Genomic DNA, 22,662 nt, shown 5'->3' with positions numbered 1-22,662 from the left:
GTAGGGGAGGGCACCACCCGAGCGTATGACAGCCGGGGCCTTCGCCGATCCCGTCCCGTGGACGGCGGCGCGTTCGCGCGGCCCCGGGGTCAGGGACGCGGGTCGGATCGGGGTGCGGGGACCGCGCGATGACCGGTGATGAGCGTGCCCGCGCGGCGCGTCGGCCGCCGCGCCGGGTGCGAGGGCGGGACCGAGTTCACCAACGCCTCCAGGTGCTCGCGGGCCACGCGTTCGACCAGGTCCGGGGTGACCGTGATCCCCAGATGCTCGATGCAGTTCCACGTGTCGCTGACACAGCGCTCCACGCGTCGGCGGGGCAGCCCGCTGAACTCGTCGTGGAGCCGTGCCGAGATCTTCGGAAGATCCTGGACAGGGAAGGTCTGGAGCATTCGTGCTCACACCCCTAGGTGATGGTGGCCGGACGTGACCTTCACCCATTCCACTTGTTCTGAACCGACTGTCAACCCCTCTTCCGGCGCGCGGTGGATAAAACCTGGCGGGGACACTGTTTACTCGACCCCCACTGTTACCGCAGGTCAACAAGGCGAAAAAGGGCAAGTCGGACATCTGGGGGCCCGATGGCACATGAGTGGGGTCAAACGGCAGAGGGGCGGCCAAGGCCCGCAATTGCGCGAAAACGTGCCCATGAAACGACGGCGTGACTGTTCTCCGAGCGCCCGGTGGCCTACCATTTACCTTCCACGTCCACGGGCGGCCCCCGCCGCGACAGCGGCCCCGCGCAGCGGGTGTGTCCTATGCTTGAGCCGTGACAGTGGCCGAGAGGAGTCATGGAGTGTGACTCCCGAGGGCCCTGGAGTCCCCCGACCGCAATCGGCGCCATGGACGGATGAGTGCCACGGGCGGACGAGGGCCGTCGGCGCAAGACGTACGGTCCAGGCAACAGCCCCAACGAAACACGGGTGGGGAATCCGAGGGTTCCGGAGGTGTCGAGCAGTTGAGCGCCGAGACGTCCATTCCGCCACCCCGGGTCAGCGGGGCGGAACTTCCCGACGCGGTGAAATCCCTTCTCACCGATGCGCCGATCGGGTTCGCGCTGATCGGCCCGGACGACGAGTTCGGAACCATCAACCAGCGGCTCGCCGACCTCGTCGGCCTGACCCCGGCCCAGTGCCTGGGCCGGCGCCCCGAGGACCTGGCGGGCAAGTCCGACTCCGCCGCCGGCGCGGCGCTGCTGCGCACCGGGCCGGCCGCGGCCCGCGAGCACGGCCGCTCCGTCCGCGAACGCCACCGCACCCCGGGCGGTGAGGTCTGGGACCTGACCTGGTTCCCCGTCACCTCCCCGGACACCGGCGACGTCCACGTCGCCCTCATCGCCGCCCGCGACCACGACGGCGGCGCGACCCGGCGCGAGGAGGAGCGCCTGCGCGCCCTCCTGCAGGCCGGAAACCAGATCGTGTGGACCGCAGGGGCGACCGGCGAGGTCCACGAGGACTCACCGCAGTGGCGTGCCATCACCGGCCAGGACCTGGAGTCCTACCTCGGCCGCGGCTGGCTGCGGGCGCTCCACCCCGACGACCGGGAGCGCGTCGAGATCGCCTGGAGCGACGCCGTCCTGGACGCCACGCCCTTCGACGCCCTCTTCCGCGTCCGGACGCGCTCGGGCGGCTACACGCACTACCGTGCCCGCGCCAACCCCGTCAGCGACGGCGTCCGCGTCACCGAGTGGATCGGCACACTGGTCGACATCACCACCGAGCGCGAGGCCGACGAACTCCGCCAGCGCCTCAACCACCAGCTCAGCGAGGCGGCCATGCGCACCGCACGGCTGCAGCAGGCCACCTCCGACCTCGCCGAGGCCCTCACCGTCGCCCACGTCGTCGACGCCATGTCGGACATCGGGCGGTCGGGCGTGGGCGCCGACCACACGTCCGTGGTCCTGTTGGACCGCGACCGCCTCCGGCTGCGCAGCATCGCCGCCGCGCACGCCCACGACCTCCCCCGGCACGCGTTCCCCCTGGACCACCCCGACGTCGCGGCCAGGGCCGTGGCCGACCGCGCACCGCGGATCGCCTCCGGACCCGCGGAGCTGTCCGCCATGTTCGACGACGCCCCCGAGGTGGCCGAACTCCTGGACACCACCCCCGAGCGCTCCTGGGTGGCCCTGCCGATGATGGTCGCGGGCCGCCCCATCGGAGCCCTGCGCTTCGCCTTCTCCGGCCCGCGCGAGATCACCGACGAGGAGCGCGTGTTCCTGGAGGCCCTGGCCGGCCAGTGCGCGCTGGCCATCGGCCGGGCCACGCTCTACGAGCGCGAGCACAGCACCGCCGAGGAGCTCCAGCACAGCCTCCTGCCCGAGGACCTGCCCCAGGTCAGCGGGGTACGCCTGGCCGCCTACTACCGGTCCGGCTCCCAGCACGTGCAGGTGGGCGGCGACTGGTACGACGCCTTCCCGCTGCCCGACGGCCGCGTGGCGGGCGTCCTGGGCGACGTCATGGGCAAGGGGATCCCCGCGGCCGCCGGGATGAGCCGGATCCGCAACGCCCTGCGCGCCCTGGCCTACTCCATGCCCGAACCGGCCGACGTTCTCACCGGGCTGGACCGCATGTTCACCGCCACCGAGGGTATGGACCAGGTCACCACGCTGGTCTACTTCGTGCTGGACCCGGTCACGGGCCAGCTCGACCTGAGCAACGCGGGGCACCTCCCGCCGCTGGTCGCGGCGGGTGGCGCGAGGCCGTCGCTGCTGGACAGCGAGCCCGACACGCCCTTGGGGATCACCTCGGAGAGGGGCCACCACAAATTCTTCGTCCAACCCGGTAACACTGTGGTCCTGTACTCCGATGGACTGGTTGAGAACCGTAAACGGTCCGTCGCCTCGGGGCTGGACGAGTTGGTCGAAGTGGCCTCGTCGGCACCGCCGGAGGTGGTGGGCGATCCACAGCTCATGCTGGAGTACCTTGTTGAGAGCATGCTCGAAGGGTATGAGCAGGACGATGACGTCACTCTGCTCGCTGTTCAGCTACCGGTGATCGATTCCGCGTCGGAGCGGTAGACCGTACGAACAAGTCCATTGCCTTGCCTACAGTGAAGAAGTCGTTCCTCCCCGCGACGCGGGGATGAGCCCAGCGCATACGCTTGGTAGACAAACGGCTTCCCCGCCCCAGTGGGGACGATCCCAGGCCGCAGGTGGGAGAGGGCGCCGTGCCCGGTCCCGGCCAGGCGGACCACCGGGTCCGACAATCTCGCCACACGTCCGTTCGAGAGGTGTTTGTGTCATCTGCCAGTTCGACTCGCTCGAAGCAGTCCGAGTCACTGCAAGAGCCCGTCATTCAGCAGCTGATCGAGCGTGGGCGGTCCCAGGGCTTTCTTGAGCCCGAGGACGTGCGCCGTGCCTTCGAGGAGGCCGAAATCCCGATGTCGCAGGCGCAGTCCGTGCTCCGCAGCCTCGCGAAGGAGGGCGTGACCGTGCTCGTTCCCGAGTCGGCGTCCTCACGGCGCAAGGCTCCGCGGCGCAAGACGGCGGCCCCGCGGTCCACCTCGACCAAGTCCACCGCGGACACCGCGTCCCCGCGGGCCGCCAAGCCCGTGCGCGCCGCGGCCGCACAGGAGCAGCCCAAGACGGTCACCGCCGTCGTCGACTCCGCCGAGGCCTCCGAGGGCTCGAAGGCGGGCAAGAAGGCGGCGCCCGCCAAGAAGGCGGCGCCGAAGAAGGCCGCCGCCAAGAAGACCGCCGCGGCCAAGGCGCCCGCCAAGAAGACGGCGGCCACCAAGAAGTCGGCCAAGAAGGACCTCGAACTCGCCCCGACCGGGGAGATCGCCGAGGAGCCGCTGGACGACGACCTCGAGCACACCGGTGCCGAGCTCGAACTGGTCGAGGACACCGGCGACACGTCCGACAAGGACGCGGTCAAGCCGGCCAAGCCCGAGGCCGTCGGTGCTCCCGCCAAGTCCGACAAGAACGACGACTCCTTCGTCCTGTACGAGGATGACGACGACGCGCCCGCCGCCCAGGTGGTCGCGGCCGGCGCCACCGCGGACCCGGTCAAGGACTACCTGAAGCAGATCGGCAAGGTCCCGCTCCTCAACGCCGAGCAGGAGGTCGAGCTCGCCAAGCGCATCGAGGCCGGCCTGTTCGCCGAGGAGAAGCTCGCCGAGGAGTCCGAGCTGCTCACCTTCGAACTGCGCGACGAGCTGGAGTGGATCGCCGAGGACGGCGGCCGCGCCAAGAAGCACCTGCTCGAGGCCAACCTGCGTCTGGTCGTGTCCCTGGCCAAGCGCTACACCGGCCGCGGCATGCTGTTCCTGGACCTGATCCAGGAGGGCAACCTGGGCCTGATCCGCGCCGTCGAGAAGTTCGACTACACCAAGGGCTTCAAGTTCTCGACCTACGCCACCTGGTGGATCCGTCAGGCGATCACCCGCGCCATGGCCGACCAGGCCCGCACCATCCGTATCCCGGTGCACATGGTGGAGGTCATCAACAAGCTGGCCCGCGTGCAGCGCCAGATGCTCCAGGACCTGGGCCGCGAGCCCACCCCGGAGGAGCTGGCCAAGGAACTCGACATGACCCCGGAGAAGGTCGTCGAGGTGCAGAAGTACGGCCGCGAGCCGATCTCCCTGCACACTCCGCTGGGCGAGGACGGCGACAGCGAGTTCGGTGACCTCATCGAGGACTCCGAAGCGATCCAGCCGGGCGAGGCGGTCAGCTTCACCCTGCTGCAGGAGCAGCTGCACTCGGTGCTGGACACCCTGTCCGAGCGCGAGGCCGGCGTCGTGTCCATGCGCTTCGGTCTCACCGATGGCCAGCCGAAGACTTTAGACGAGATCGGCAAGGTCTACGGGGTCACCCGTGAGCGCATCCGGCAGATCGAGAGCAAGACGATGTCGAAGCTCCGTCACCCGTCGCGTTCGCAGGTGCTCCGCGACTACCTGGACTAGGTCGTGTTCCGTGGATGCCGCCCGTCGCGAGCGGCGCATCCAGTGGTGCTCTCGCAAGGCCGAAGAAGGAGTTCCCCTACTGTGCGGCTTCGCCGTTATCGCACAGCGGGGCCCGCCCGATTCGGCTGTCGACTGATGAGAACGCAGCGAGAGTGACACTGGGGCGTCGCGCAGCAGGGTGAGTATCCGCGGAACACGACCTGGGGTCGCTCCAGGTGGTTCACGACTCACGCTGACCTCTTCCGTTGGGCCGCTCCGATCGTTCGGAGCGGCCCAACGGCGTCCGGTGCCCCATGGGCTCACGAGTGTGGCGACGCTCGCGTGTCCCTCGCCCAGGTGGCTGTCCCCGCGTGTACCAGGGGTTCCCTGTCGTCCATCCGACACGGCCATGCTGCCGCACCGGCTGTAGGTGCGACATAAAGTCGCGATGCCGATTCGTTATACGGCGGGGTGCGGTCGCTCAGCCCTCGCGGATCGTCATACGGCTGATCGCGTTCCCCTCCACGGCGAAGGTGAAGGAACTCAGGCCGTTGGCGTGGTGTGAGCGCCAGTCGCCGACGACGGTGACCTCGGACCCGTCGGCGCGGCACGTCTGCGGTGTGAGCACGCCCCGAGCACCGATGAACTCCTTGTCGCTCCAGGCCTTGATCCGCTCCCGCCCGGCGAACTCGCGGCCCCAGTCGTCCACGACGCCGTCCGGTGTGAACGCGTCCAGAAAGGCGTCCTCGTCGTGGCGGTTCACCGCGGCGACGAACGAGGCGACCGGTTCGGGTATCGGCGTTTCCAGGTGTGGCTCGGGCATGGTGGTCCTCTCGAAGCGTGGCGACTCGACCCGACCCTAGACAGGGCGCCCGACGGGGAGAAGGTCCACGGCGCGTGTCGCCGTCAGTCGCGTACGACGACGTCCATCACGCGCGCGGTGCCGGGCCGGACGGCGGGCGGCAGTTCCACCGTGTGGCCCAGGTCGCGCAGGGCCGCCACCAACTCCTCCGGCGTGGCCGCCTCGACCCCCTCGGCCAGCAGCGCGCGGGCGATGTCGCCGCGCGTGGCCTTGGCCATGTGGCTGACCACACTGCGGCGCGCCGTCCCGTCCACGACGCGCTCGCGCAGCACGCGCACGGCGACGGTGCGCTCGGCGGCGGCCCCGGTGGGCTTGAAGGCCGCCGCGTAGGTGGCGGAGCGGCAGTCGACCAGCAGCCGGTCCCCGGTGAGCGCGCCGAGCGGGGTGGCCAACGCCCGCCGCCAGAAGGCGCCCAGACCGCCCAGCGGAGGCAGCTTCACGCCCATGGACAGGCGGTAGGGCGGCAGCAGGTCCGTGGGCCCCACCACGCCCCAGAGCCCGGAGAAGACCAGGACGCTCGCGCGCGTGCGGTCGGCACTCGGTGAGTCGAGCAGCTGTGGCAGGCCGAGGCGGTCGTAGAGCACACCGGTGTAGAGGTCGGCGGCACGCAGGGTGGGCGCGGTCGCCAGGTCCAGGTTGCGCTTGAGCGCCTCGGACTGGCCGGCCGACAGCCCCAGGACCTCCAGTGCGGTGTCCTCCGGCCCGCCGCACAGCTCGGTCAGCGCCGCCAGGGCCTCCGCGCGGGCGGGAGCCAACTCGGGAAGGGTGAGCGTGCCGGTGTCCAGACGCGGCCCCTCCCCGGCGGTGGCCTTGCCCTCGGACGGCGGCAGCAGGATGAGCATGGTGCGGACTCCCGGGCGGGACGGTGCGGATGGCGGTGGGGGCGAGCCCATGGTACGGCCTGCTCAGAGCGAGGTCGTGCGGGGCGGCCCGGACCCGGGGTGGGATCATCCGGATGCGGGTGCCGACCGACGGGGGTCGGCCCGGGAACGGAGAGGATCGGGGCCATGCGGGAGTGGTCGGAGCGGATCGCGGGGGACTGGCCGCCGGCGGAGGTGGAGACGGCCGACGGCTGGCGGCTCGGATACGGCGCGGGCGTGACCTTCCGGGCCAACTCCGCCTACGCGTTGGACCCGGGCGCGCCGGGCTCCGTCTCGACGGTGGAGCGCTTCTTCCACGCGCGGGGCGCCCCCGCTGCGGTGCAGATCTGGCCCGGGATGAGCGATCTGGACACCGAACTCGCCGATCGGGGCTACACGGCCCGCAGGGCGGCCCTGGTCATGGTCGGCGGGATCGGTGACGCGCGAGCGCCGCGGGCGGGCTTCGAGGTGCTGCCGCGGCCGGACGCGCGCTGGCGCGACCTGTGGGCGCACGAGACCGCCGACGCGCGCGTGGTGGAAGGCCAGCACCGCATCATGGACCGCGTGCCGGTCATGGGCTACGCCGTGGACTCCGCGGGAGACGCGCGCGGATGCGGCGCGCTGGGGGAGGGCTGGGTGGGCCTGTACAACATGCTCACCGCGCCGTCCGCGCGCGGCCGAGGGCTCGCGGGCGGGATCATCGACGCCCTGCTCGCCTGGGGGCGGGACAAGGGCGCGCACAGCGCCTACCTGCTCGTGGCGCGGGACAACGTGTCGGCCCTGCGGGCCTACGAGCGGGCGGGCTTCGCCGAGGTCGCCCGCTACCACTACCGGGTCGGCCCGGTTCCGCAGGTGTGAGACCTTCGACACCCCCTCCCGTCGCCCACCACCGCCCGTGGGGCCGCCCGGCGGTGGGGCGGGCTTCCCTCAACGGGCGCCTGCGGCGCGGTTTCCTTCTTCCGTCGCCCACCACCGCCCGTGGGGCCGCCCGGCGGTGGGGCGGGCTTCCCTCAACGGGCGCCTGCGGCGCGGTTTCCTTCTTCCGTCGCCCACCACCGCCCGTGGGGCCGCCCGGCGGTGGGGCGGGCTTCCCTCAACGGGCGCCTGCGGCGCGGTTTCCTTCTTCCGTCGCCCACCACCGCCCGTGGGGCCGCCCGGCGGTGGGGCGGGCTTCCCTCAACGGGCGCCTGCGGCGCGGTTTCCTTCTTCCGTCGCCCACCACCGCCCGTGGGGCCGCCCGGCGGTGGGGCGGGCCTCCCTCAACGGGCGCCCCCCGGGGGCACACACAGGCGACGGCGGCGACCCAGGGGCCGCCGCCGTCGTCAAGCCTGTTCAGTTGTGCCTTTCGCGTTTGTGGCTAACGCTCTTCGGAGCCCTTCGAGCTCTCGGTGAGCTTGTGGGTCTCGTCCTGGATGTCCGAGGCGATCTTGCGCAGGGAATCGTCGTGCTTGCGCATGTGGTGTGCGCAGAACAGAAGTTCGCCGCCGGAGTTCAGCAGCACCCGAACGTACGCCGGTGCACCACAGCGGTCGCAACGGTCAGCAGCCGTCAGCGGCTGGGTGGGGGCAAGGGTTCCAGTCACTTCGCCATCCTCAATACTCGGCGTTAGTCACCTCTGACAACATCTAACCCGACCCAGACGTTCCCAACCGGTCCCGCTGTACGCCGACAGCGGAATCGGTCGGATTGGTTGCTCGAAGGGGTGGTCTGGGGTCGAATCGGCGGGACGTCCGTTCTGGTTGTAGTTGTACCCCTCGTCTGGTGTCGGCATCCGCGGAAAACGGGAGTATCCAGGTCGCATCCACCGGAGGTGGTAGTGTCGCGCGGGGTGGGACCAGTCCCGAACCGCCGCCCCTGTCGGCGGACCCAGTTCCGAGCGAGCCCGGTGACGACGCCGGACACAGCGCGGGCGGACCACCGGAGACCGCCCTCACCCGGCGCGCGAAGGCCACGCGCCGCGCTCGTCCCCCATACGTCGGTGCGGCGCGGTACAAAGGGCCCACGCACCGCATCAGAGCCAAGCAGGCCCTCAAGACGCAGGAGATGTCCGAGTGACCGCCTTGACCGCAGCCGTCCACGACCCCGGGGACTACTCCGCCCGGCACCTGTCGGTCCTCGAAGGGCTCGAGGCGGTGCGCAAACGGCCGGGTATGTACATCGGGTCCACCGACAGCCGGGGCCTCACCCACTGCATGTGGGAGATCATCGACAACTCCGTCGACGAGGCCCTGGGCGGCTACTGCGGACGCATCGACGTCACGCTGCACACCGACGGATCGGTGTCGGTCAGCGACGACGGCCGCGGCATCCCGGTGGACGCCGAGCCCAAGTCCGGCCTGTCCGGCGTCGAGCTGGTCATGACCAAGCTCCACGCGGGCGGCAAGTTCGGCTCCGGGTCCTACACCGCCTCCGGCGGCCTGCACGGCGTCGGCGCCTCGGTCGTCAACGCCCTGTCGTCCAGGCTCGACGTGGAGATCGACCGCCAGGGCCGCACCCACGCCATCAGCTTCCGCCGGGGTATCCCCGGACGCTTCGCCGGGGCGGGACCCGACGCCGAGTTCACCCCGGTCTCCGGGCTCGAACAGGTCCGCAAGGTCGCGGCCAAGATCACCGGGACCCGCATCCGGTTCTGGCCGGACATGCAGATCTTCCTCAAGGACGCCGACATCGCCCGCGAGTCCCTCCTGGACCGGGCCCGCCAGACCGCGTTCCTGGTCCCGGGCCTGACGATCGCCGTGCGCGATGAGCGGGTCGAGGGAGAGACCGCCTTCGAGGAGGAGTTCCGCTTCGACGGCGGGATCAGCGAGTTCTGCACCTTCCTCGCACCCGACGAACAGATCAGCGACGTCCTGCGTATCCAGGGCAGCGGCAACTTCACCGAGACCGTGCCGGTCCTGGACGACGCCGGGCACATGGTGCCCGCCGACGTCGACCGCCGCCTGGACGTGGACGTGGCCCTGCGCTGGGGCACCGGCTACGACACCACCGTGCGCTCGTTCGTCAACGTCATCGCCACGCCCAAGGGCGGAACGCACTTCAACGGCTTCGAGCGCGCGCTGGTGCGGATCATCAACGACCAGCTGCGCACCACCAAGCTGCTCAAGGCCAACGACGACCCCGTCACCAAGGACGACACCCAGGAAGGGCTCACGGCGGTCGTCACCGTCCGCCTGCCCGAGCCGCAGTTCGAGGGGCAGACCAAGGAGATCCTCGGCACCTCGGCGGCGACCCGGATCGTCTCCCAGGTCGTCGGCAACGGGCTGCGCGAGTTCCTCACCTCCACCAAGAAGGCGGAGAAGGCCAAGGCCCGCCTGGTGCTGGAGAAGGTCGTGGGCGCCGCCAAGGCGCGCCTGGCCGCCCGCCAGCAGCGGGAGACCCAGCGGCGCAAGAACGCCCTGGAGAACTCCGCTCTGCCCGCCAAGCTCGTGGACTGCCGCAGTGAGGGCCTGGAGCACAGCGAGCTGTTCATCGTCGAGGGCGACTCGGCGCTGGGCACCGCCAAGCTGGCCCGCGACTCCGAGTTCCAGGCGCTGCTGCCGATCCGGGGCAAGATCCTCAACGTGCAGAAGTCGTCGGTCGCCGACATGCTCAAGAACGCCGAGTGCGCGGCCATCCTGCAGGTGATCGGCGCCGGCTCCGGCCGCACCTTCGACATCGACGCCGCCCGCTACGGCCGGATCATCCTCATGGCCGACGCGGACGTGGACGGCGCGCACATCCGGTGCCTGCTGCTCACGCTCATCTACCGGTACATGCGGCCCATGCTGGAGGCGGGCCGGGTGTTCGCGGCCGTGCCGCCGCTGCACCGGGTCGAGCTGACCAACGTCCGGCGCAAGCGCGGCGCCAAGCCGGAGGACCGCTACATCTACACCTACTCCGACGCCGAGCTCCAGCGCACGCTCCTGGACCTGGAGAAGCGCAAGCTCTCCTGGAAGGAGCCGATCCAGCGCTACAAGGGCCTGGGCGAGATGGACGCGGACCAGCTGGCCGAGACCACCATGGACCCGCGCTTCCGCACGCTGCGCCGTATCCAGGTGGAGCAGGCCGAGGAGGCCGCGAACGTGTTCAACCTGCTGATGGGCAACGAGGTGGCCCCGCGCCGCCGGTTCATCCAGGAGGGCGCCCAGGAGCTGGACGTGGCGCGCATCGACGCCTGACACCTCGCGTGCGGGCCCGGCCGGGACGTCCCGGCCGGGCCCGCACGCGTCAGGGGCTGGGCGGGTGCCACACGCCGTCGGCGAGCAGGCGGTCGATCGCGTCCCGGTAGGGGGTGGGGTCCAGCCCCCTGTCGGCCACCCAGGCGTCGTCGTAGTAGCTGTGCTGGTACCGTTCACCGCCGTCGCAGATGAGGGTGACCACGCTGCCCCTGCGGCCCTCGTCGAGCATCCTGGCGACGAGGTGCCACACACCCCACAGGTTCGTGCCGGTGGAGCCGCCGGCGGACAACCCGGTGCGGTCGGCCAGGTGGCGCATGGCGGCGATGCTCGCGGCGTCGGGCACCGGCATCATCAGGTCGATCACCGACGGCACGAAACTGGGCTCCATGCGGGGGCGGCCGATGCCCTCGATCCGGGAGGGCATGCCGGTGGCGTAGTCCGCGGCACCGGTGACCCAGCCCGGGAAGAACGCCGAGTTCTCCGGGTCCACGACCGCCAGCCTGGTCCCCAGACGGCGGTAGCGCAGGTACCGGCCGATGGTGGCGGAGGTGCCGCCGGTCCCCGCGCCCACGACGATCCAGTCGGGGCACGGGTAGCGCTCCATGCTCAGCTGCTCGAAGATCGACTCGGCGATGTTGTTGTTGCCGCGCCAGTCGGTGGCGCGCTCGGCGTAGGTGAACTGGTCCATGTAGTGGCCGCCGGTCTCGGCGGCCAGCCGCTCGGCCTCGGAGTACATCTCGGGCGGGGCGTCCACGAAGTGGCACCGGCCGCCGTGGCGCTCGATGAGGGCGATCTTCTCCGGGCTCGTCCGACGCGGCATCACCGCGATGAACTCCAGCCCGACGAGCTGCGCGAAGTAGGCCTCCGAGACGGCGGTGGACCCCGAACTGGCCTCCACGATGGTGGTGTCCTGGGTGATCCACCCGTTGGCCAGCCCGTACAGGAACAGCGACCGGGCCAGGCGGTGCTTGAGGCTGCCGGTGGGGTGCACCGACTCGTCCTTCAGGTACAGGTCGATGCCCCACTCCGGCGGCAGGGGGAAGACGTGCAGGTGCGTGTCGGCCGAGCGGTTGGCGTCGGCGACGACCTTGCGGACCGCTTCGTCGGCCCATGACCGTGCGCTGGCGCTGCACCGGTCCACCCAGACGTCGTCGGAGGGCTCGGGGCTGTCAGGTGATTCGGGTGGCATGTCCAGCAGCGTAGCCGCTCACCTGGGGCGCGGTCCCTCCCGGTCGCCCGCCCTAGGGCGTGTGTGACGGATGCTCGCCCTGCTGCGCGTCGCCCCAGCGGCACTCTCACTGCGTTCTCATCAGTCGACAGGGGAACCGCCCTGGCTCTTTCTTCGGCCTTGTGAGAGCACCACTGGATGCGCCGCTCGCGACGGGCAGCATCCACCAGACACGCCCTAGTCCAGGGAACCGCCCGACATCACCGCGTGCATGCGGCGGTACGTGGACGCCTCGTCGTGCCGGTTCTGCCGCTCCAGCGTGCGCGCCAGCGCGATGTGGGCCCAGTTGTCGACCGGGTCCAGCTCGATGATGCGGCGGAAGGTCCGTTCGGCCTTGTTGAGCTGCGCCGAATGGAAGTACGACAGGCCCAGGAGTTCCAGCAGGGAGCGGCTCTCGGGTTCGTCCTCGACGATGGGTTCGAGCGTGCGGGCGGCGTAGATGGGGTCGCCCAGCTCCAAGAACATGCGGGCCCGGTTGAAGGTTTCGTAGGTGCTCTCTTCCACGGTGCTCCTCTCGACGGCGCCGGCCGTCCCGGATCACAACGGCCATGGGGATGACCGCATTCCCAGAGGGACTGGGAGGGGCGGGTGCGGCCCGGCGTCGGGCCGCACCGCCGCCCTCACAGAAGAGATCCCCGATCACGGGAGCCACGACACCCGCCGGACCGGATCCGGTCCCGGAGGAGGACCCGCCGCCCCCGGGTCAGGCGTCCACCGGGGAGACACGACCGGTGTCGACGTCGTAGAGCGCGCCGGCCACCGGCAGCCCCGGGGGGAGCAGGGGGTGGTGGCGGATGCGCTCCAGGTCGTGCTTGAGCGCGCCCAGCTGGTCGCTGTCGGTGTGGAACTCCAGGCTGCGGGTGTCCACGCCGTGCTCCTCCTGGATGAGGTCGTGCACGACGTCGTCGTTGTCCACGGAGGCCATCTTGCAGCGCGTGTGCGGCAGGATCAGCACGCGGTCCACGCCGAGCAGGTACACGGCCAGGACCAGGGTGCGCAGGGTGTCGTCGGTGACGCGCGCGCCCGCGTTGCGCAGGATCTTGGCGTCCCCCGGCTTGAGGCCGAGCATGTCCAACGGCTCGATCCTGGAGTCCATGCAGGTCACCAGGGCCAAACCACGGGCGGCCACCGGCTTGAGACCGCCCAGGGAGAACTGGGCGGCGTAGTCGTCGTTGGCTGCGAAGACGTCCGCGAAGTCGTCGTGGCCGGGCGTGCTGTGCGCACTCATGGGTGGTCGCTCCCTTGTCCTTGGTCACGGGTGTGCCGTGCACATGGAACCAGGCCCGTGTGCACGGCACGTTTCGAGATGCTCAGGTACCCGATCCCGGAGCGGTGATACCGGAATCGGTCTGTCCGCTCCCCACTGTAGTAATCGCACGTGGGAGCGCGTCGCCCGACCCGTCCCGTCGCTCGCTCAGGTCCGGCAGGCGCACCGGCTTGCCGTCCGCGCGCGAGGCGCGCGCGGGGGCGCGGCCGACCCAGGCGAACAGCAGCGTGTCCTCGCCCTTGAGGAAGCGGTGGCAGCGCACGCCGCCGGTGGCACGGCCCTTGACCGGGTAGGCCTCGAACGGTGTGACCTTGGCCGAACCGGCCTGGGTGCCCTCCAACACGGTGGACTCACCGGCGACGGTGACCACCACCGAGTCCTCGGGCAGCGGGACCGCGCCGAACCACAGCACGTGCGCGTCCTCGGCCAGGCGGACGCCGGCCACGCCCCCGGCGGGACGGCCCTGCGGCCGCACGCCCGTGGCGGAGAAGCGCAGCAGCTGCGCCTCGGAGGTGACGAAGGCGAGGTCCTCCTCGCCGGTGGAGAGCTGGGTGACGCCGACGACCCGGTCGTCGTCCTTGAGCGTGATGACCTCGAAGTCGTCCTTGTTGGGCGGGTAGTCCGGGGCGACGCGCTTGACCACGCCGGCCCGGGTCCCGATGGCGAAACCGGCACCGGAGGGGTCCATCGCGACCACCGACACCACGCGCTCGTCCTCGTCGAGCTGGACGAACTCCGACACGTGCAGTCCCGCGGCCAGGGGCGGCTTCTCGGTCCCGTCGTCGGGCAGCTCCGGCAGTTCCACCACCGGGACGCGGATCATCCGGCCCAGGTCGGTGACCAGTCCGATGTCCGAGCGCGAGGTGGTGGGCACGGTCACCGTGACCGCGTCGTGCTTGGTCCGCAGGCCCTCGTACACGCGGGGTACGGTCGCGCCCTTGCTGCGGCCGATGTTGCCCTCGACGCCGAACACCACGTGGCAGGGCTGGTCGGCCATCTCCAGGGGGATGACCGCGCTGCGGGCGGCGCCGTCGCTCTCCCGCAGCTGGGTGCGGCGGGGGGTGGCGTACTCCTTGGAGACCTCGCCCAGCTCCTTGGAGACCACGCGGCGCAGCTTCTTGTCGGACTCCAGGATCGCGGTGAGCTCGTCGACCTCCTTGTTGAGCTTGTCGCGCTCGGTCTCCAGCTCCAGCCGGTCGTAGCGCGTCAGGCGGCGCAGCGGGGTGTCCAGGATGTAGCGCGCCTGGGTCTCGGAGAGGTCGAAGGCGCCCATGAGTGACTCGCGGGCGGCCGCGGTGTCGTCGGCCTCGCGGATGAGGGCGATCACGCGGTCGATGTTGAGCAGCGCGACCATGAGGCCGTCGACCAGGTGCAGGCGCTCCTGGCGCTTGGTGCGGCGGTGCTCGCTGCGCCGGCGGACCACGTCCAGGCGGTGGTTGACGTAGACCTCGAGGAGCTCGCGCAGGCCCAGCGTCTGGGGCTGGCCGTCGACGAGGGCGACGTTGTTGATGCCGAAGGACTCCTCCATCGGCGTGAGCCGGTAGAGCTCCTCCAGCACGGCCTCGGGGTTGAAGCCGTTCTTGAGCTCGATGACCAGGCGCAGTCCCTGGTTGCGGTCGGTGAGGTCCTTGAGGTCCGAGATGCCCTGGAGCTTCTTGGACTGCACCAGTTCCTTGATCCGGCTGACGACCTTCTCCGGCCCCACGTTGTAGGGGAGCTCGGTGACGACCAGGCCGGTGCGGCGGGCCGAGACCTTCGTGATGGAGACGGTGGCCCGTGTCTTGAAGGTGCCCCGGCCGCGCTGGTAGGCGTCGCGCACGCCGTCCAGGCCGACGATCGTGCCGCCGGTGGGCAGGTCGGGCCCGGGGACGAACTCGGTGAGCTCCTCCAGGGTGGCGTCGGGGTGCGCGATCAGGTGCCGCGCCGCCGCGATGACCTCGCCCAGGTTGTGGGGGGCCATGTTGGTGGCCATCCCGACCGCGATGCCGGAGGAGCCGTTGACCAGGAGGTTGGGGAAGGCCGCCGGCAGGACCTCCGGCTCGGTCTCCTGGCCGTCGTAGTTCGGCTTGAAGTCGACGACGTTCTCGTCGATCGACGAGACCAGGAGTTCGGCGGGGCGCTCGAGCCTGGCCTCCGTGTAGCGCATGGCCGCGGGGGCGTCGTCGCCGCCCAGTGACCCGAAGTTGCCGTGCCCGTCGACGAGGGGGACGCGCATCGCGAAGGACTGGCTCATCCGGACCAGGGCGTCGTAGATCGCGCTGTCGCCGTGGGGGTGCAGGCGTCCCATCACCTCCCCGACCACGCGGGCGCACTTGACGTGGCCGCGGTCGGGCCGCAGCCCCATCTCGTTCATCTGGTAGAGGATGCGCCGCTGGACCGGTTTCATACCGTCGCGCGCGTCGGGCAGCGCGCGTTGGTAGATGACCGAGTAGGCGTACTCCAAGAAGCTGCCGCGCATCTCCTCGGAGACGTCGATGTCGATGATCTTCTCGGCGAGATCCTCGGGGGGACGGGAAGTAGTACGGGCCATGTCCGTCATTGTGGCCTGTGCCAGGGACTGAATCGTACAGGGGCGCGTGTTCGGGCTGTGAGAGCTGTGTGACGGGACCTATTCGTGACCGTGTCGCGGGCGCGGCCCCCGCCCCCGGAAGGGGGAGGGAGCCGCGCCTTCGTCGCGGGGCCGGGCCGCTGGGACGCGTGGGCCGTGGCCCGGCCCCGGTGTCAGTCGGAGAAGGGGATCGTGACGGTGGCGCCGTCCTCGGACCCGGCCCGGACCGCCGAGGTGTCACTGCCCAGGGCGCTCCACAGCTCGACGCGCACGGACCCGCCGTCCATGTCGCCGAGGGCCCCCTCGCCGCCGGCCAGCCCCTGGTCGTGGGTGTACTGCTCCCAGCCGTCCAGGTCGTTGGTGGCGAAGTAGCGGTAGGTCTCCACGCGGTCGTCCGTGCCGTCGCCGTCCAGGTCGTAGGCCACACGGGCCTGGATCGCGTTGCCGACACCGGTGCCGGAGTCCACGGGCAGCGAGAAGGCGGTGGAGCCGCCCGTGTGGGAGCCGGTCAGCCCGTCGGCGGTGAGGACCACCCGGTCCTGCGGGGGCCGCCCGTCCTGGTTGGAGCCTCCGGCGGAGGCCACGGTGATCTGTCCGGCCGAGCCGTCCGGCGAGCCGGAGAGGCCGGTCGGGTTCAGGTGGAAGGTGCCGTCGCCCACGTTGCCGTCACCCGGGTCCCCGGGGTCGCCCGGGTCGCCTCCGCCGCCCTCACCCGTGGTGGAGGCGAGGGAACGGGGCTCGACGGACAGTTCGACGCCGTCGGAGAAGGTGACGGTGATCGGCTCGCCGCCGGGGTTGAACGCCGTGTGGGTGCGCTCGCCCCCGTCGTCGAAGACCGCGTAGTGCGCGGTGTCGGCGGTCACCGAGACGTCCACGGTGCCGACCTCGGCCAGGGTGGAGACCCACTGGTAGGTGTGCGGCTTCGACTCGCCCGCCTCGGGCTCGTAGTCCGTCCACTGCTGCTCGAAGTGCTCCAGCGCCCGGGGGCCGTCGGACAGGGCCAGGTGGGCCCAGTGGACGTCCCGCCAGATCTCCGGCTCGCGGCCGAGCCGGTCCACCAGCGACCGGTGCAGCCGCCCCGCGTGCTCGGGGTCGTGGCCGAGGTAGAGCGAGCCGGCGGTGATGGGCAGGTAGTTGATGCCGTAGTGCTCCTCCGCGCCGCCGTCCCACCAGATCCGGTAGTCGGCGCCGTCGCCCCACACCATGGCGGCGATGTCGTGCGTGTAGTCGTCGGGGAAGGCGTCCCCGCCGTGGTTCTGCCAGTACCGCGCCACGGTCGAGGCCTGGGTGGTGTGCAGGTACACGCCCAGGTCGCGGATCTGCCGGTCCCCGGTCAGGGAACCGAACAGCGCGGTGGCGGCGGCGAAGTGCATCCCCTCGGAGGAGGACTCCTGGTTGTTCCCGGCGGCGAACCCGGCGTGCCCGGAGGCCCAGCCGTGCCCGGCGTAGGGGGAGAAGGACCGCAGGCGCGGGAACATGTCGCTGTCGGGGTCGGTCTCGGCCACGTCGCGGATGAGCAGGCGGACCATGCCGCCCCAGGCGTCCTCGGCGGCCCAGGCGCTGTCGTAGCGGGCGACGACGGCCGCGGCGGAGACGAAGTAGCCGTAGTGGAAGTCGTGGTCGTTGAGCTCGGTCGCGGCGCCGAAGGAGTCCGGGTAGCCGAGCATGGTCCCCCACCGGTCGTCGTAGTGGAAGCCGCGGTCCCCGCCCGGGGACAGCCAGGCCTCCAGGCGAGCCTTGACCAGGGCCAGGAGTGCGTCCCGCGCCTCGGTGTGGCCGATCGAGTCGGCGATGGGGACGAGCTGGGCCAGCCTGCCCAGGGCCTTGCCGTCCCAGTAGGTGTCGCCGGGGGTGGGGAAGTGCTCCTCCTCGGCGAGGACCTCGTCGATGAGCGCGCGCATCCGGTCGTGGTCCGCGGAGTCCACGGTGGGCAGGCTGGGCAGGATGCCCTGGGTGGTGAGCTCCGTGGTGAAGGCCGCACCCTCCACGACCCGCATCTCGCCGCGCGGCGAGGCGTAGGCCAGGTCGGTGACGGGAGTGGTGGCCGCGCGCCACTGGTGCGGGTACAGGGCCGTCAGCGTGCCGTCCTCGGTGCCCTCGCGCGGCTCGGTCGTCAGCCGGTAGGTGCTGGTGAGCGTGGCGTCGGCCTCCGCGTACTCGTACTCCACACGGGAGTCGCTGACGAAGGAGTAGGCGTAGGGCGCGAAGGTGTCCAGATCGGACCGTGAGGGCAGCACCGCGACGGAGTAGTAGCCGTCGGCGCCGGTCGCGGCGGTGAAGGTGTCGCCCGAGCGGGTCCAGGCGGTGTCGGAGGGGGCGAAGAGGGCGTAGTGGCGCCCGTCGACGCTGGCGCCGACCACGGACCCGTCCTCGTGCCAGACGTCCGGGGGCGCGGAGAAGGAGACCCGGGCGTCGCCTCCGGCGGTGTCGGCGTAGGCGAAGGGCAGGCCCTGGCCGATGGTGACGTCCAGGGAGCGTCCGCCGCCCTCCCACCGGGACGTGACGGTCCAGTCGCCGCTGTCGGCGACACGGGTGTCGGGAGAGCTGAGGCCCTCCACGCCCATGGTCAGGTCCGCGGTGGCCGGGTACTCGTACTTGAGCCCGTCGCCGACGATGCGGTGGTCCTCGGGGTAGCCGACCTCCAGGCCCCCTTCGCGGGCGTGGAAGCCGAGGGGGTGGGCGAACAGGTTCTCGCCGTAGGGGTTGTCCGGGTAGCGCTGGAAGATCAGCGACGACCACCACTCGTTGGTGGGGGCGGGACCGTCGAACTCGGGCGTGACCTTGGGGGCGATCGGACTGCCGTTGAGGTCCGAGGCGCCCGGCGCTCCTGCGGGCAGGCCCTGTGTGTAGCCGCCGGAACCGACGGGGACCTCGTCGGCGGCGGCGGCGGGTGGCAGTGCCGTGGTGCCCGCGGCGCAGACCAGCGCGGCGACGGCCGCGAGGAGGCCGGCGCGCGCCGGAGGCCGCGCGGCGGGGGGACGGGAGGCTTGCATGCTGCTCCTTGGGGGGAGAGGCGCTTCGGTGGTGTCGCGGCGCCATGGTCTGGGAGCGCTCCCAGACCATGATCACTGTTAAGAGTGTTATCTATTTCACAGGGGCGGCGCAATCCGGGTAGGGGGAGGCGTTATCGACTCGTTGTCGATGGGTGGTGACTTTGGGTGCCCGGTTCCAGAAGCGGACCAGTGTGGACCACCGCCCGGAGCGCTCGGGCGCCTGGAAGACGGGGCCTTCGCGCCTTCCGGTATGCCCGCTCGTGCCCACACCGTCGCCCGCCACCACCCTCAACGGACGCCTGCGGCGCGGTATGTACTCACGGACCCACCTCCAGGCACTCCAGGACCCGTCGGCGCCCTCACCGCGCCCTTTCTTTGGGGCGGCTCTGGTACCAAGAGAGGCATGGCCTCCATCCCGCCTCTGCGCGAACGCGCCGAGCACCACCTGCGTGCCCTGGCCGGGGACTCCGCCCGGCTCCGTGACGACCAGTGGACCGCCATCCACGCACTGGTCGCCGAGCACCGCCGTGCCCTGGTCGTCCAGCGCACCGGTTGGGGCAAGTCCGCCGTCTACTTCGTGGCCACCGCGCTGCGCCGGGCCGAGGGCGCCGGGCCCACGGTCATCGTCTCCCCGCTGCTGGCCCTGATGCGCAACCAGATCGCCGCCGCCGAACGCGCGGGCATCCACGCGCGCACCATCAACAGCTCCAACACCACCGCCTGGGAGGCCACCTACGCCGACGTGGCCGCGGGCGAGGTGGACGTGCTGCTGGTCAGCCCGGAGCGCCTCAACAACCCGGAGTTCCGCGACCGCGTCCTTCCCCAGCTGGCCGCCGGCGCGGGCCTGGTCGTCATCGACGAGGCGCACTGCGTCTCCGACTGGGGGCACGACTTCCGCCCCGACTACCGGCGCATCCGTTCGCTCCTGCACGAGCTCCCCGACGGCATCCCGGTCCTGGCCACCACGGCCACCGCCAACGAGCGCGTCACCCGCGACGTCGCCGAACAGCTCCAGTCCGGCGGCGGGGAGACCCTGGTCCTGCGCGGGCCGCTGGAACGGGAGAGCCTGCGGCTGGCCGTCGCGGACCTGCCCGACCCCACCGCCCGGCTCAGCTGGCTGGCCGAGCAGCTGCCGCGGATCGAGGGCTCGGGCATCGTCTACACCCTCACCGTCAGCGCAGCGCTGGAGACCGCGCGCTTCCTCGGTGAACAGGGCATGGAGGTGCGCGCCTACACCGGACAGACCGACCCGGAGGAGCGCCGCGACGCCGAGGACGCCCTGCTGCAGAACCGCGTCAAGGCCCTGGTGGCCACCAGCGCGCTGGGCATGGGCTTCGACAAACCCGATCTGGGCTTCGTCGTGCACCTCGGTGCGCCGCAGTCGCCCATCTCCTACTACCAGCAGGTCGGCCGCGCGGGCCGCGGGGTGAGCCGGGCCGAGGCGATCCTGCTGCCGGGCCGGGAGGACACCCAGATCTGGGCGTACTTCGCGGGACTGTCCTTCCCGCCGGAGGCCACCGTGCGCCAGACGCTGGAGGTGCTGGACGCCGAGGGCGGCCCGCTGTCCACGGCCGCGCTGGAGACCCGCGTCGACCTGCGCCGTACCCGCCTGGAGCAGATGCTCAAGGTGCTGGACGTGGACGGCGCGGTCCAGCGGGTGCGCGGCGGCTGGAGGTCCACGGGGCGTCCGTGGTCCTACGACGCGGACCGGTACGCGGCCGTGTCCGAGGCCCGGGACCGCGAACAGCGCGCCATGCTCGACTACATCGCCACCGACACCTGCCGGATGGAGTTCCTCCGCCGGCAGTTGGACGACCCCCAGGCCGAGCCCTGCGGCCGCTGCGACGTGTGCACCGGTGAGTTCTGGCCCACCGAGGTCGACGCCGGCCGCCGCGAGGCCGCCGCCGCGCACCTGGACCGCCCCGGCACCCCCATCACTCCCCGGCGCCAGTGGCCGAGCGGGATGGACACGCTGGACGTTGCGCTCTCCGGCAAGATCAAGGAGGACCTGCGGGCGTCGGAGGGGCGCGCGCTGGCCCGCTTCACCGACGTGGGCTGGGGCAACGAGCTGCGCCGCCGCCTGGCCGAGGACGCACCGGACGAACCCGTCGACGAGCGCATGCTCCAGGCGGTGGTGCGGGTCCTGGCCACCTGGGGGTGGGAGCGCAGGCCCGTCGGTGTGGTGGCGATGCCGTCCACGACCCGGCCCAAGCTGATCACGGACCTGGCCGCACGGTTGGCCGAGCTCGGCCGCCTGGCACCCGTGGGCGCGCTGGACTACCGCGTCCCGCCGGGACCGCGGCGGCACAACAGCGCGATGCGCCTGGCCCAGGTGTACTCCGCGCTGACCGTCACCGATGAGCTGAGGGAGCGGCTGGTCGACCTCCAGGGCCGGACCCCGGGGCCGGTCCTGCTGGTCGACGACTACGCCGACACCGGTTGGAGCCTCACCGTGGGTACCGCCCTGCTGCGCAGAGCGGGTGCCCCGGAGGTGCTGCCGCTCACTCTGGCCACCAGCGGCGGCTGACCACGGGCGCTCCTCGTCGTGTGGAGGCGGCTGAGCCTGTGCCCACGCGTGTCGAGCCGCGCGACTCCACGGGTGGTGGGGTGGCCACCGGAGCCTCGGCTGCTTCTCCGTGCCCGCCGCGCTCTCCGAGCGGTGTGGCCGGTCCCGGGACACGGCAGGGACCCCGCACCGGGCGGGGTCCCTGCCGTGTCGAGGTCGTGGCGGCCCAGGGGAGGGCCCGGGCCCGTGCGGTCAGCGGAGGCGCTGGCCCCGGGGGGCTCCGCGGCCGGGGAGGGCCCGGGCCCGTGCGGTCAGCGGAGGCGCTGGCCCCGGGGGGCTCCGCGGCGCACCGGCTGGCCCTCGCCCAGGTCCGGGCGGGCGCCGGGCTGGTGCAGGGCGCGGGCGGCGAGGTGGTGTCCGCGGCCCAGCGCCTCTTTGGGGTGGCGGCCGGCCAGCCACGCGGGCAGGAAGCCCGCGATGAACGCGTCCCCGGCGCCGACGGACCCCGGACGCGGCTCCACCGGCTCGGCGGGAGCGGTCACGCAGTCCTCACGTGTCTTGGACGCCCACAGGCCGCCCTGGTCGCCGAGCTTGATCACGACGTTGGGGAACCAGGCGGTGAGTACCTTGGCGGCGGCCTCGGGCTCGTCCCGGCCGGTCAGCACGCGGGCCTGGTCGACGTTGGCGAACAGCAGGCGGGCGCCCTGCGTCCAGTCCAGGAAGTTCTCCGCGCCCGCGCGCTCCAGCGGGGCGTGGGAGCCGCCGTCCACCGAGATGGACATGCCGCTCTCGCGGGCCATCCGCAGCGCCACCCGGGCGGCGCGCCGGGAGTCGGCGTTGATCAGCGTGTAGCCGGACACGTGCAGGTGCCCGTCGGGGCCGAACACGTCGCGGGGCAGGTCCTCGGGCTGCAGACGGGAGTTCGCCCCCGGGTCGCTCAGCATCGTGCGGTCGCCCCGGTGGGTGATCATGACCACGCACGTCCCCGTGGGGCGCTCGGGGTCCATCACCATGCGTGAGTCCAGGCCGTAGCCCATGAGTTCCATCTCGCGGGTGCGCCCGGTGATGTCGGAGCCGCGGCGGCCCACGAACGTGGTCTCGATGCCCTCCACCGCCAACCACGACGCGATGTTCGCGCCCGACCCGCCGCCGTACATCGTCACCGACGCGGGGGTGTCGCTGCCGCGGGCCAGAGGGTGGAACGCGCGTGCGACGGCATCGGTCATCAGATCACCGATGACGACCACTCGAGTCATTTCGCCAACCACCGCCGAGGGTTGAGATCTTGCATGCCAGCACGACGTTAACAGGTGAAGCGTCAGCGGCGTGTAACGAACTGACAGCGCCATGGACACGCGCGACG

The 22,662-nt window shown here is 71.5% G+C and carries 15 protein-coding genes; 5 read left to right on the top strand and 10 right to left on the bottom strand.

What is annotated here, in order from left to right:
- Positions 1 to 89: 89 nt before the first annotated feature.
- The gene (locus M1P99_RS03810; protein ID WP_304451290.1) at positions 90 to 389 is read right to left on the bottom strand and encodes a hypothetical protein; all 300 of its coding nucleotides are present in this window, start codon (positions 387 to 389) and stop codon (positions 90 to 92) included.
- Between the two features lie 566 nt (positions 390 to 955).
- Here M1P99_RS03810 and M1P99_RS03805 point away from each other — a divergent pair.
- Positions 956 to 3,013: a SpoIIE family protein phosphatase gene (locus M1P99_RS03805; protein WP_304451289.1), complete on the top strand. Its 2,058-nt coding sequence runs from the start codon at positions 956 to 958 to the stop codon at positions 3,011 to 3,013.
- 218 nt (positions 3,014 to 3,231) lie between these two features.
- Positions 3,232 to 4,899 (top strand): RNA polymerase sigma factor, encoded by a 1,668-nt coding sequence (locus M1P99_RS03800; protein WP_304451288.1) that lies wholly within the window; start codon positions 3,232 to 3,234, stop codon positions 4,897 to 4,899.
- Between the two features lie 460 nt (positions 4,900 to 5,359).
- Here M1P99_RS03800 and M1P99_RS03795 read toward each other — a convergent pair whose 3' ends face one another.
- Together M1P99_RS03795 and yaaA are read right to left on the bottom strand one after the other, a co-directional pair.
- Entirely contained in the window at positions 5,360 to 5,686 is a 327-nt protein-coding gene (locus M1P99_RS03795; RefSeq protein ID WP_304455563.1) for a nuclear transport factor 2 family protein, read from the bottom strand.
- Positions 5,687 to 5,784: 98 nt separating this feature from the next.
- A complete protein-coding gene (yaaA, locus tag M1P99_RS03790) occupies positions 5,785 to 6,582 on the bottom strand; it encodes a peroxide stress protein YaaA (protein WP_304451287.1) in 798 nt (265 codons plus the stop codon).
- A 165-nt stretch (positions 6,583 to 6,747) separates the two neighbouring features.
- Here yaaA and M1P99_RS03785 point away from each other — a divergent pair, with 165 nt between their 5' ends.
- A complete protein-coding gene (locus tag M1P99_RS03785) occupies positions 6,748 to 7,458 on the top strand; it encodes a GNAT family N-acetyltransferase (protein WP_304451286.1) in 711 nt (236 codons plus the stop codon).
- Between the two features lie 499 nt (positions 7,459 to 7,957).
- On the opposite strand, the gene M1P99_RS03780 is transcribed toward M1P99_RS03785, so the two are convergent.
- On the bottom strand, positions 7,958 to 8,182 hold the full coding sequence (locus M1P99_RS03780) for a hypothetical protein (protein WP_304451285.1): 225 nt from the start codon (positions 8,180 to 8,182) through the stop codon (positions 7,958 to 7,960).
- A 469-nt stretch (positions 8,183 to 8,651) separates the two neighbouring features.
- Here M1P99_RS03780 and M1P99_RS03775 point away from each other — a divergent pair, with 469 nt between their 5' ends.
- Positions 8,652 to 10,757 carry a type IIA DNA topoisomerase subunit B gene (locus M1P99_RS03775; RefSeq protein ID WP_304451284.1) on the top strand — a complete coding sequence of 702 codons (2,106 nt, stop codon included), beginning with the start codon at positions 8,652 to 8,654 and terminating at the stop codon, positions 10,755 to 10,757.
- 49 nt (positions 10,758 to 10,806) lie between these two features.
- Here M1P99_RS03775 and M1P99_RS03770 read toward each other — a convergent pair whose 3' ends face one another.
- The 5 genes from M1P99_RS03770 to M1P99_RS03750 all read right to left on the bottom strand — a co-directional run bounded on the left by M1P99_RS03770 (position 10,807) and on the right by M1P99_RS03750 (position 18,793).
- Positions 10,807 to 11,946, bottom strand: a complete 1,140-nt coding sequence (locus M1P99_RS03770; RefSeq protein ID WP_304451283.1) for a PLP-dependent cysteine synthase family protein — start codon at positions 11,944 to 11,946, stop codon at positions 10,807 to 10,809.
- 216 nt (positions 11,947 to 12,162) lie between these two features.
- Positions 12,163 to 12,489 carry a M48 family metallopeptidase gene (locus M1P99_RS03765; RefSeq protein ID WP_053617738.1) on the bottom strand — a complete coding sequence of 109 codons (327 nt, stop codon included), beginning with the start codon at positions 12,487 to 12,489 and terminating at the stop codon, positions 12,163 to 12,165.
- Positions 12,490 to 12,688: 199 nt separating this feature from the next.
- Positions 12,689 to 13,213: a carbonic anhydrase gene (locus tag M1P99_RS03760; RefSeq protein WP_304451282.1), complete on the bottom strand. Its 525-nt coding sequence runs from the start codon at positions 13,211 to 13,213 to the stop codon at positions 12,689 to 12,691.
- A gap of 82 nt (positions 13,214 to 13,295) precedes the next feature.
- Positions 13,296 to 15,782, bottom strand: coding sequence for a DNA topoisomerase (ATP-hydrolyzing) subunit A (locus M1P99_RS03755; protein WP_304451281.1), 2,487 nt, complete (start codon positions 15,780 to 15,782; stop codon positions 13,296 to 13,298).
- A gap of 191 nt (positions 15,783 to 15,973) precedes the next feature.
- Positions 15,974 to 18,793 (bottom strand): glycosyl hydrolase, encoded by a 2,820-nt coding sequence (locus M1P99_RS03750; RefSeq protein WP_304451280.1) that lies wholly within the window; start codon positions 18,791 to 18,793, stop codon positions 15,974 to 15,976.
- A gap of 403 nt (positions 18,794 to 19,196) precedes the next feature.
- Here M1P99_RS03750 and M1P99_RS03745 point away from each other — a divergent pair, with 403 nt between their 5' ends.
- The gene (locus tag M1P99_RS03745) at positions 19,197 to 21,320 is read left to right on the top strand and encodes an ATP-dependent DNA helicase RecQ (protein WP_304451279.1); all 2,124 of its coding nucleotides are present in this window, start codon (positions 19,197 to 19,199) and stop codon (positions 21,318 to 21,320) included.
- Between the two features lie 290 nt (positions 21,321 to 21,610).
- On the opposite strand, the gene M1P99_RS03740 is transcribed toward M1P99_RS03745, so the two are convergent.
- On the bottom strand, positions 21,611 to 22,546 hold the full coding sequence (locus M1P99_RS03740; protein WP_304455562.1) for a carbohydrate kinase family protein: 936 nt from the start codon (positions 22,544 to 22,546) through the stop codon (positions 21,611 to 21,613).
- Between the last annotated feature and the right edge of the window lie 116 nt (positions 22,547 to 22,662).

Origin of the sequence: Nocardiopsis sp. YSL2 (genome assembly GCF_030555055.1) — a bacterium.
In the GTDB taxonomy this organism is placed as follows: Bacteria; Actinomycetota; Actinomycetes; order Streptosporangiales; family Streptosporangiaceae; genus Nocardiopsis.
This window is presented reverse-complemented; position numbering and strand designations above follow the sequence as displayed.

Excerpts from the sequence above, each read along its gene's own strand:
- M1P99_RS03760 (WP_304451282.1), bottom strand. The coding sequence starts at position 13,213 with ATGAGTGCGCACAGCACGCCCGGCCACGACGACTTCGCGGACGTCTTC.
- M1P99_RS03785 (WP_304451286.1), top strand. The coding sequence starts at position 6,748 with ATGCGGGAGTGGTCGGAGCGGATCGCGGGGGACTGGCCGCCGGCGGAG.
- M1P99_RS03755 (WP_304451281.1), bottom strand. The coding sequence starts at position 15,782 with ATGGCCCGTACTACTTCCCGTCCCCCCGAGGATCTCGCCGAGAAGATC.
- M1P99_RS03750 (WP_304451280.1), bottom strand. The coding sequence starts at position 18,793 with ATGCAAGCCTCCCGTCCCCCCGCCGCGCGGCCTCCGGCGCGCGCCGGC.
- yaaA (WP_304451287.1), bottom strand. The coding sequence starts at position 6,582 with ATGCTCATCCTGCTGCCGCCGTCCGAGGGCAAGGCCACCGCCGGGGAG.
- M1P99_RS03745 (WP_304451279.1), top strand. The coding sequence starts at position 19,197 with ATGGCCTCCATCCCGCCTCTGCGCGAACGCGCCGAGCACCACCTGCGT.
- M1P99_RS03770 (WP_304451283.1), bottom strand. The coding sequence starts at position 11,946 with ATGCCACCCGAATCACCTGACAGCCCCGAGCCCTCCGACGACGTCTGG.
- M1P99_RS03810 (WP_304451290.1), bottom strand. The coding sequence starts at position 389 with ATGCTCCAGACCTTCCCTGTCCAGGATCTTCCGAAGATCTCGGCACGG.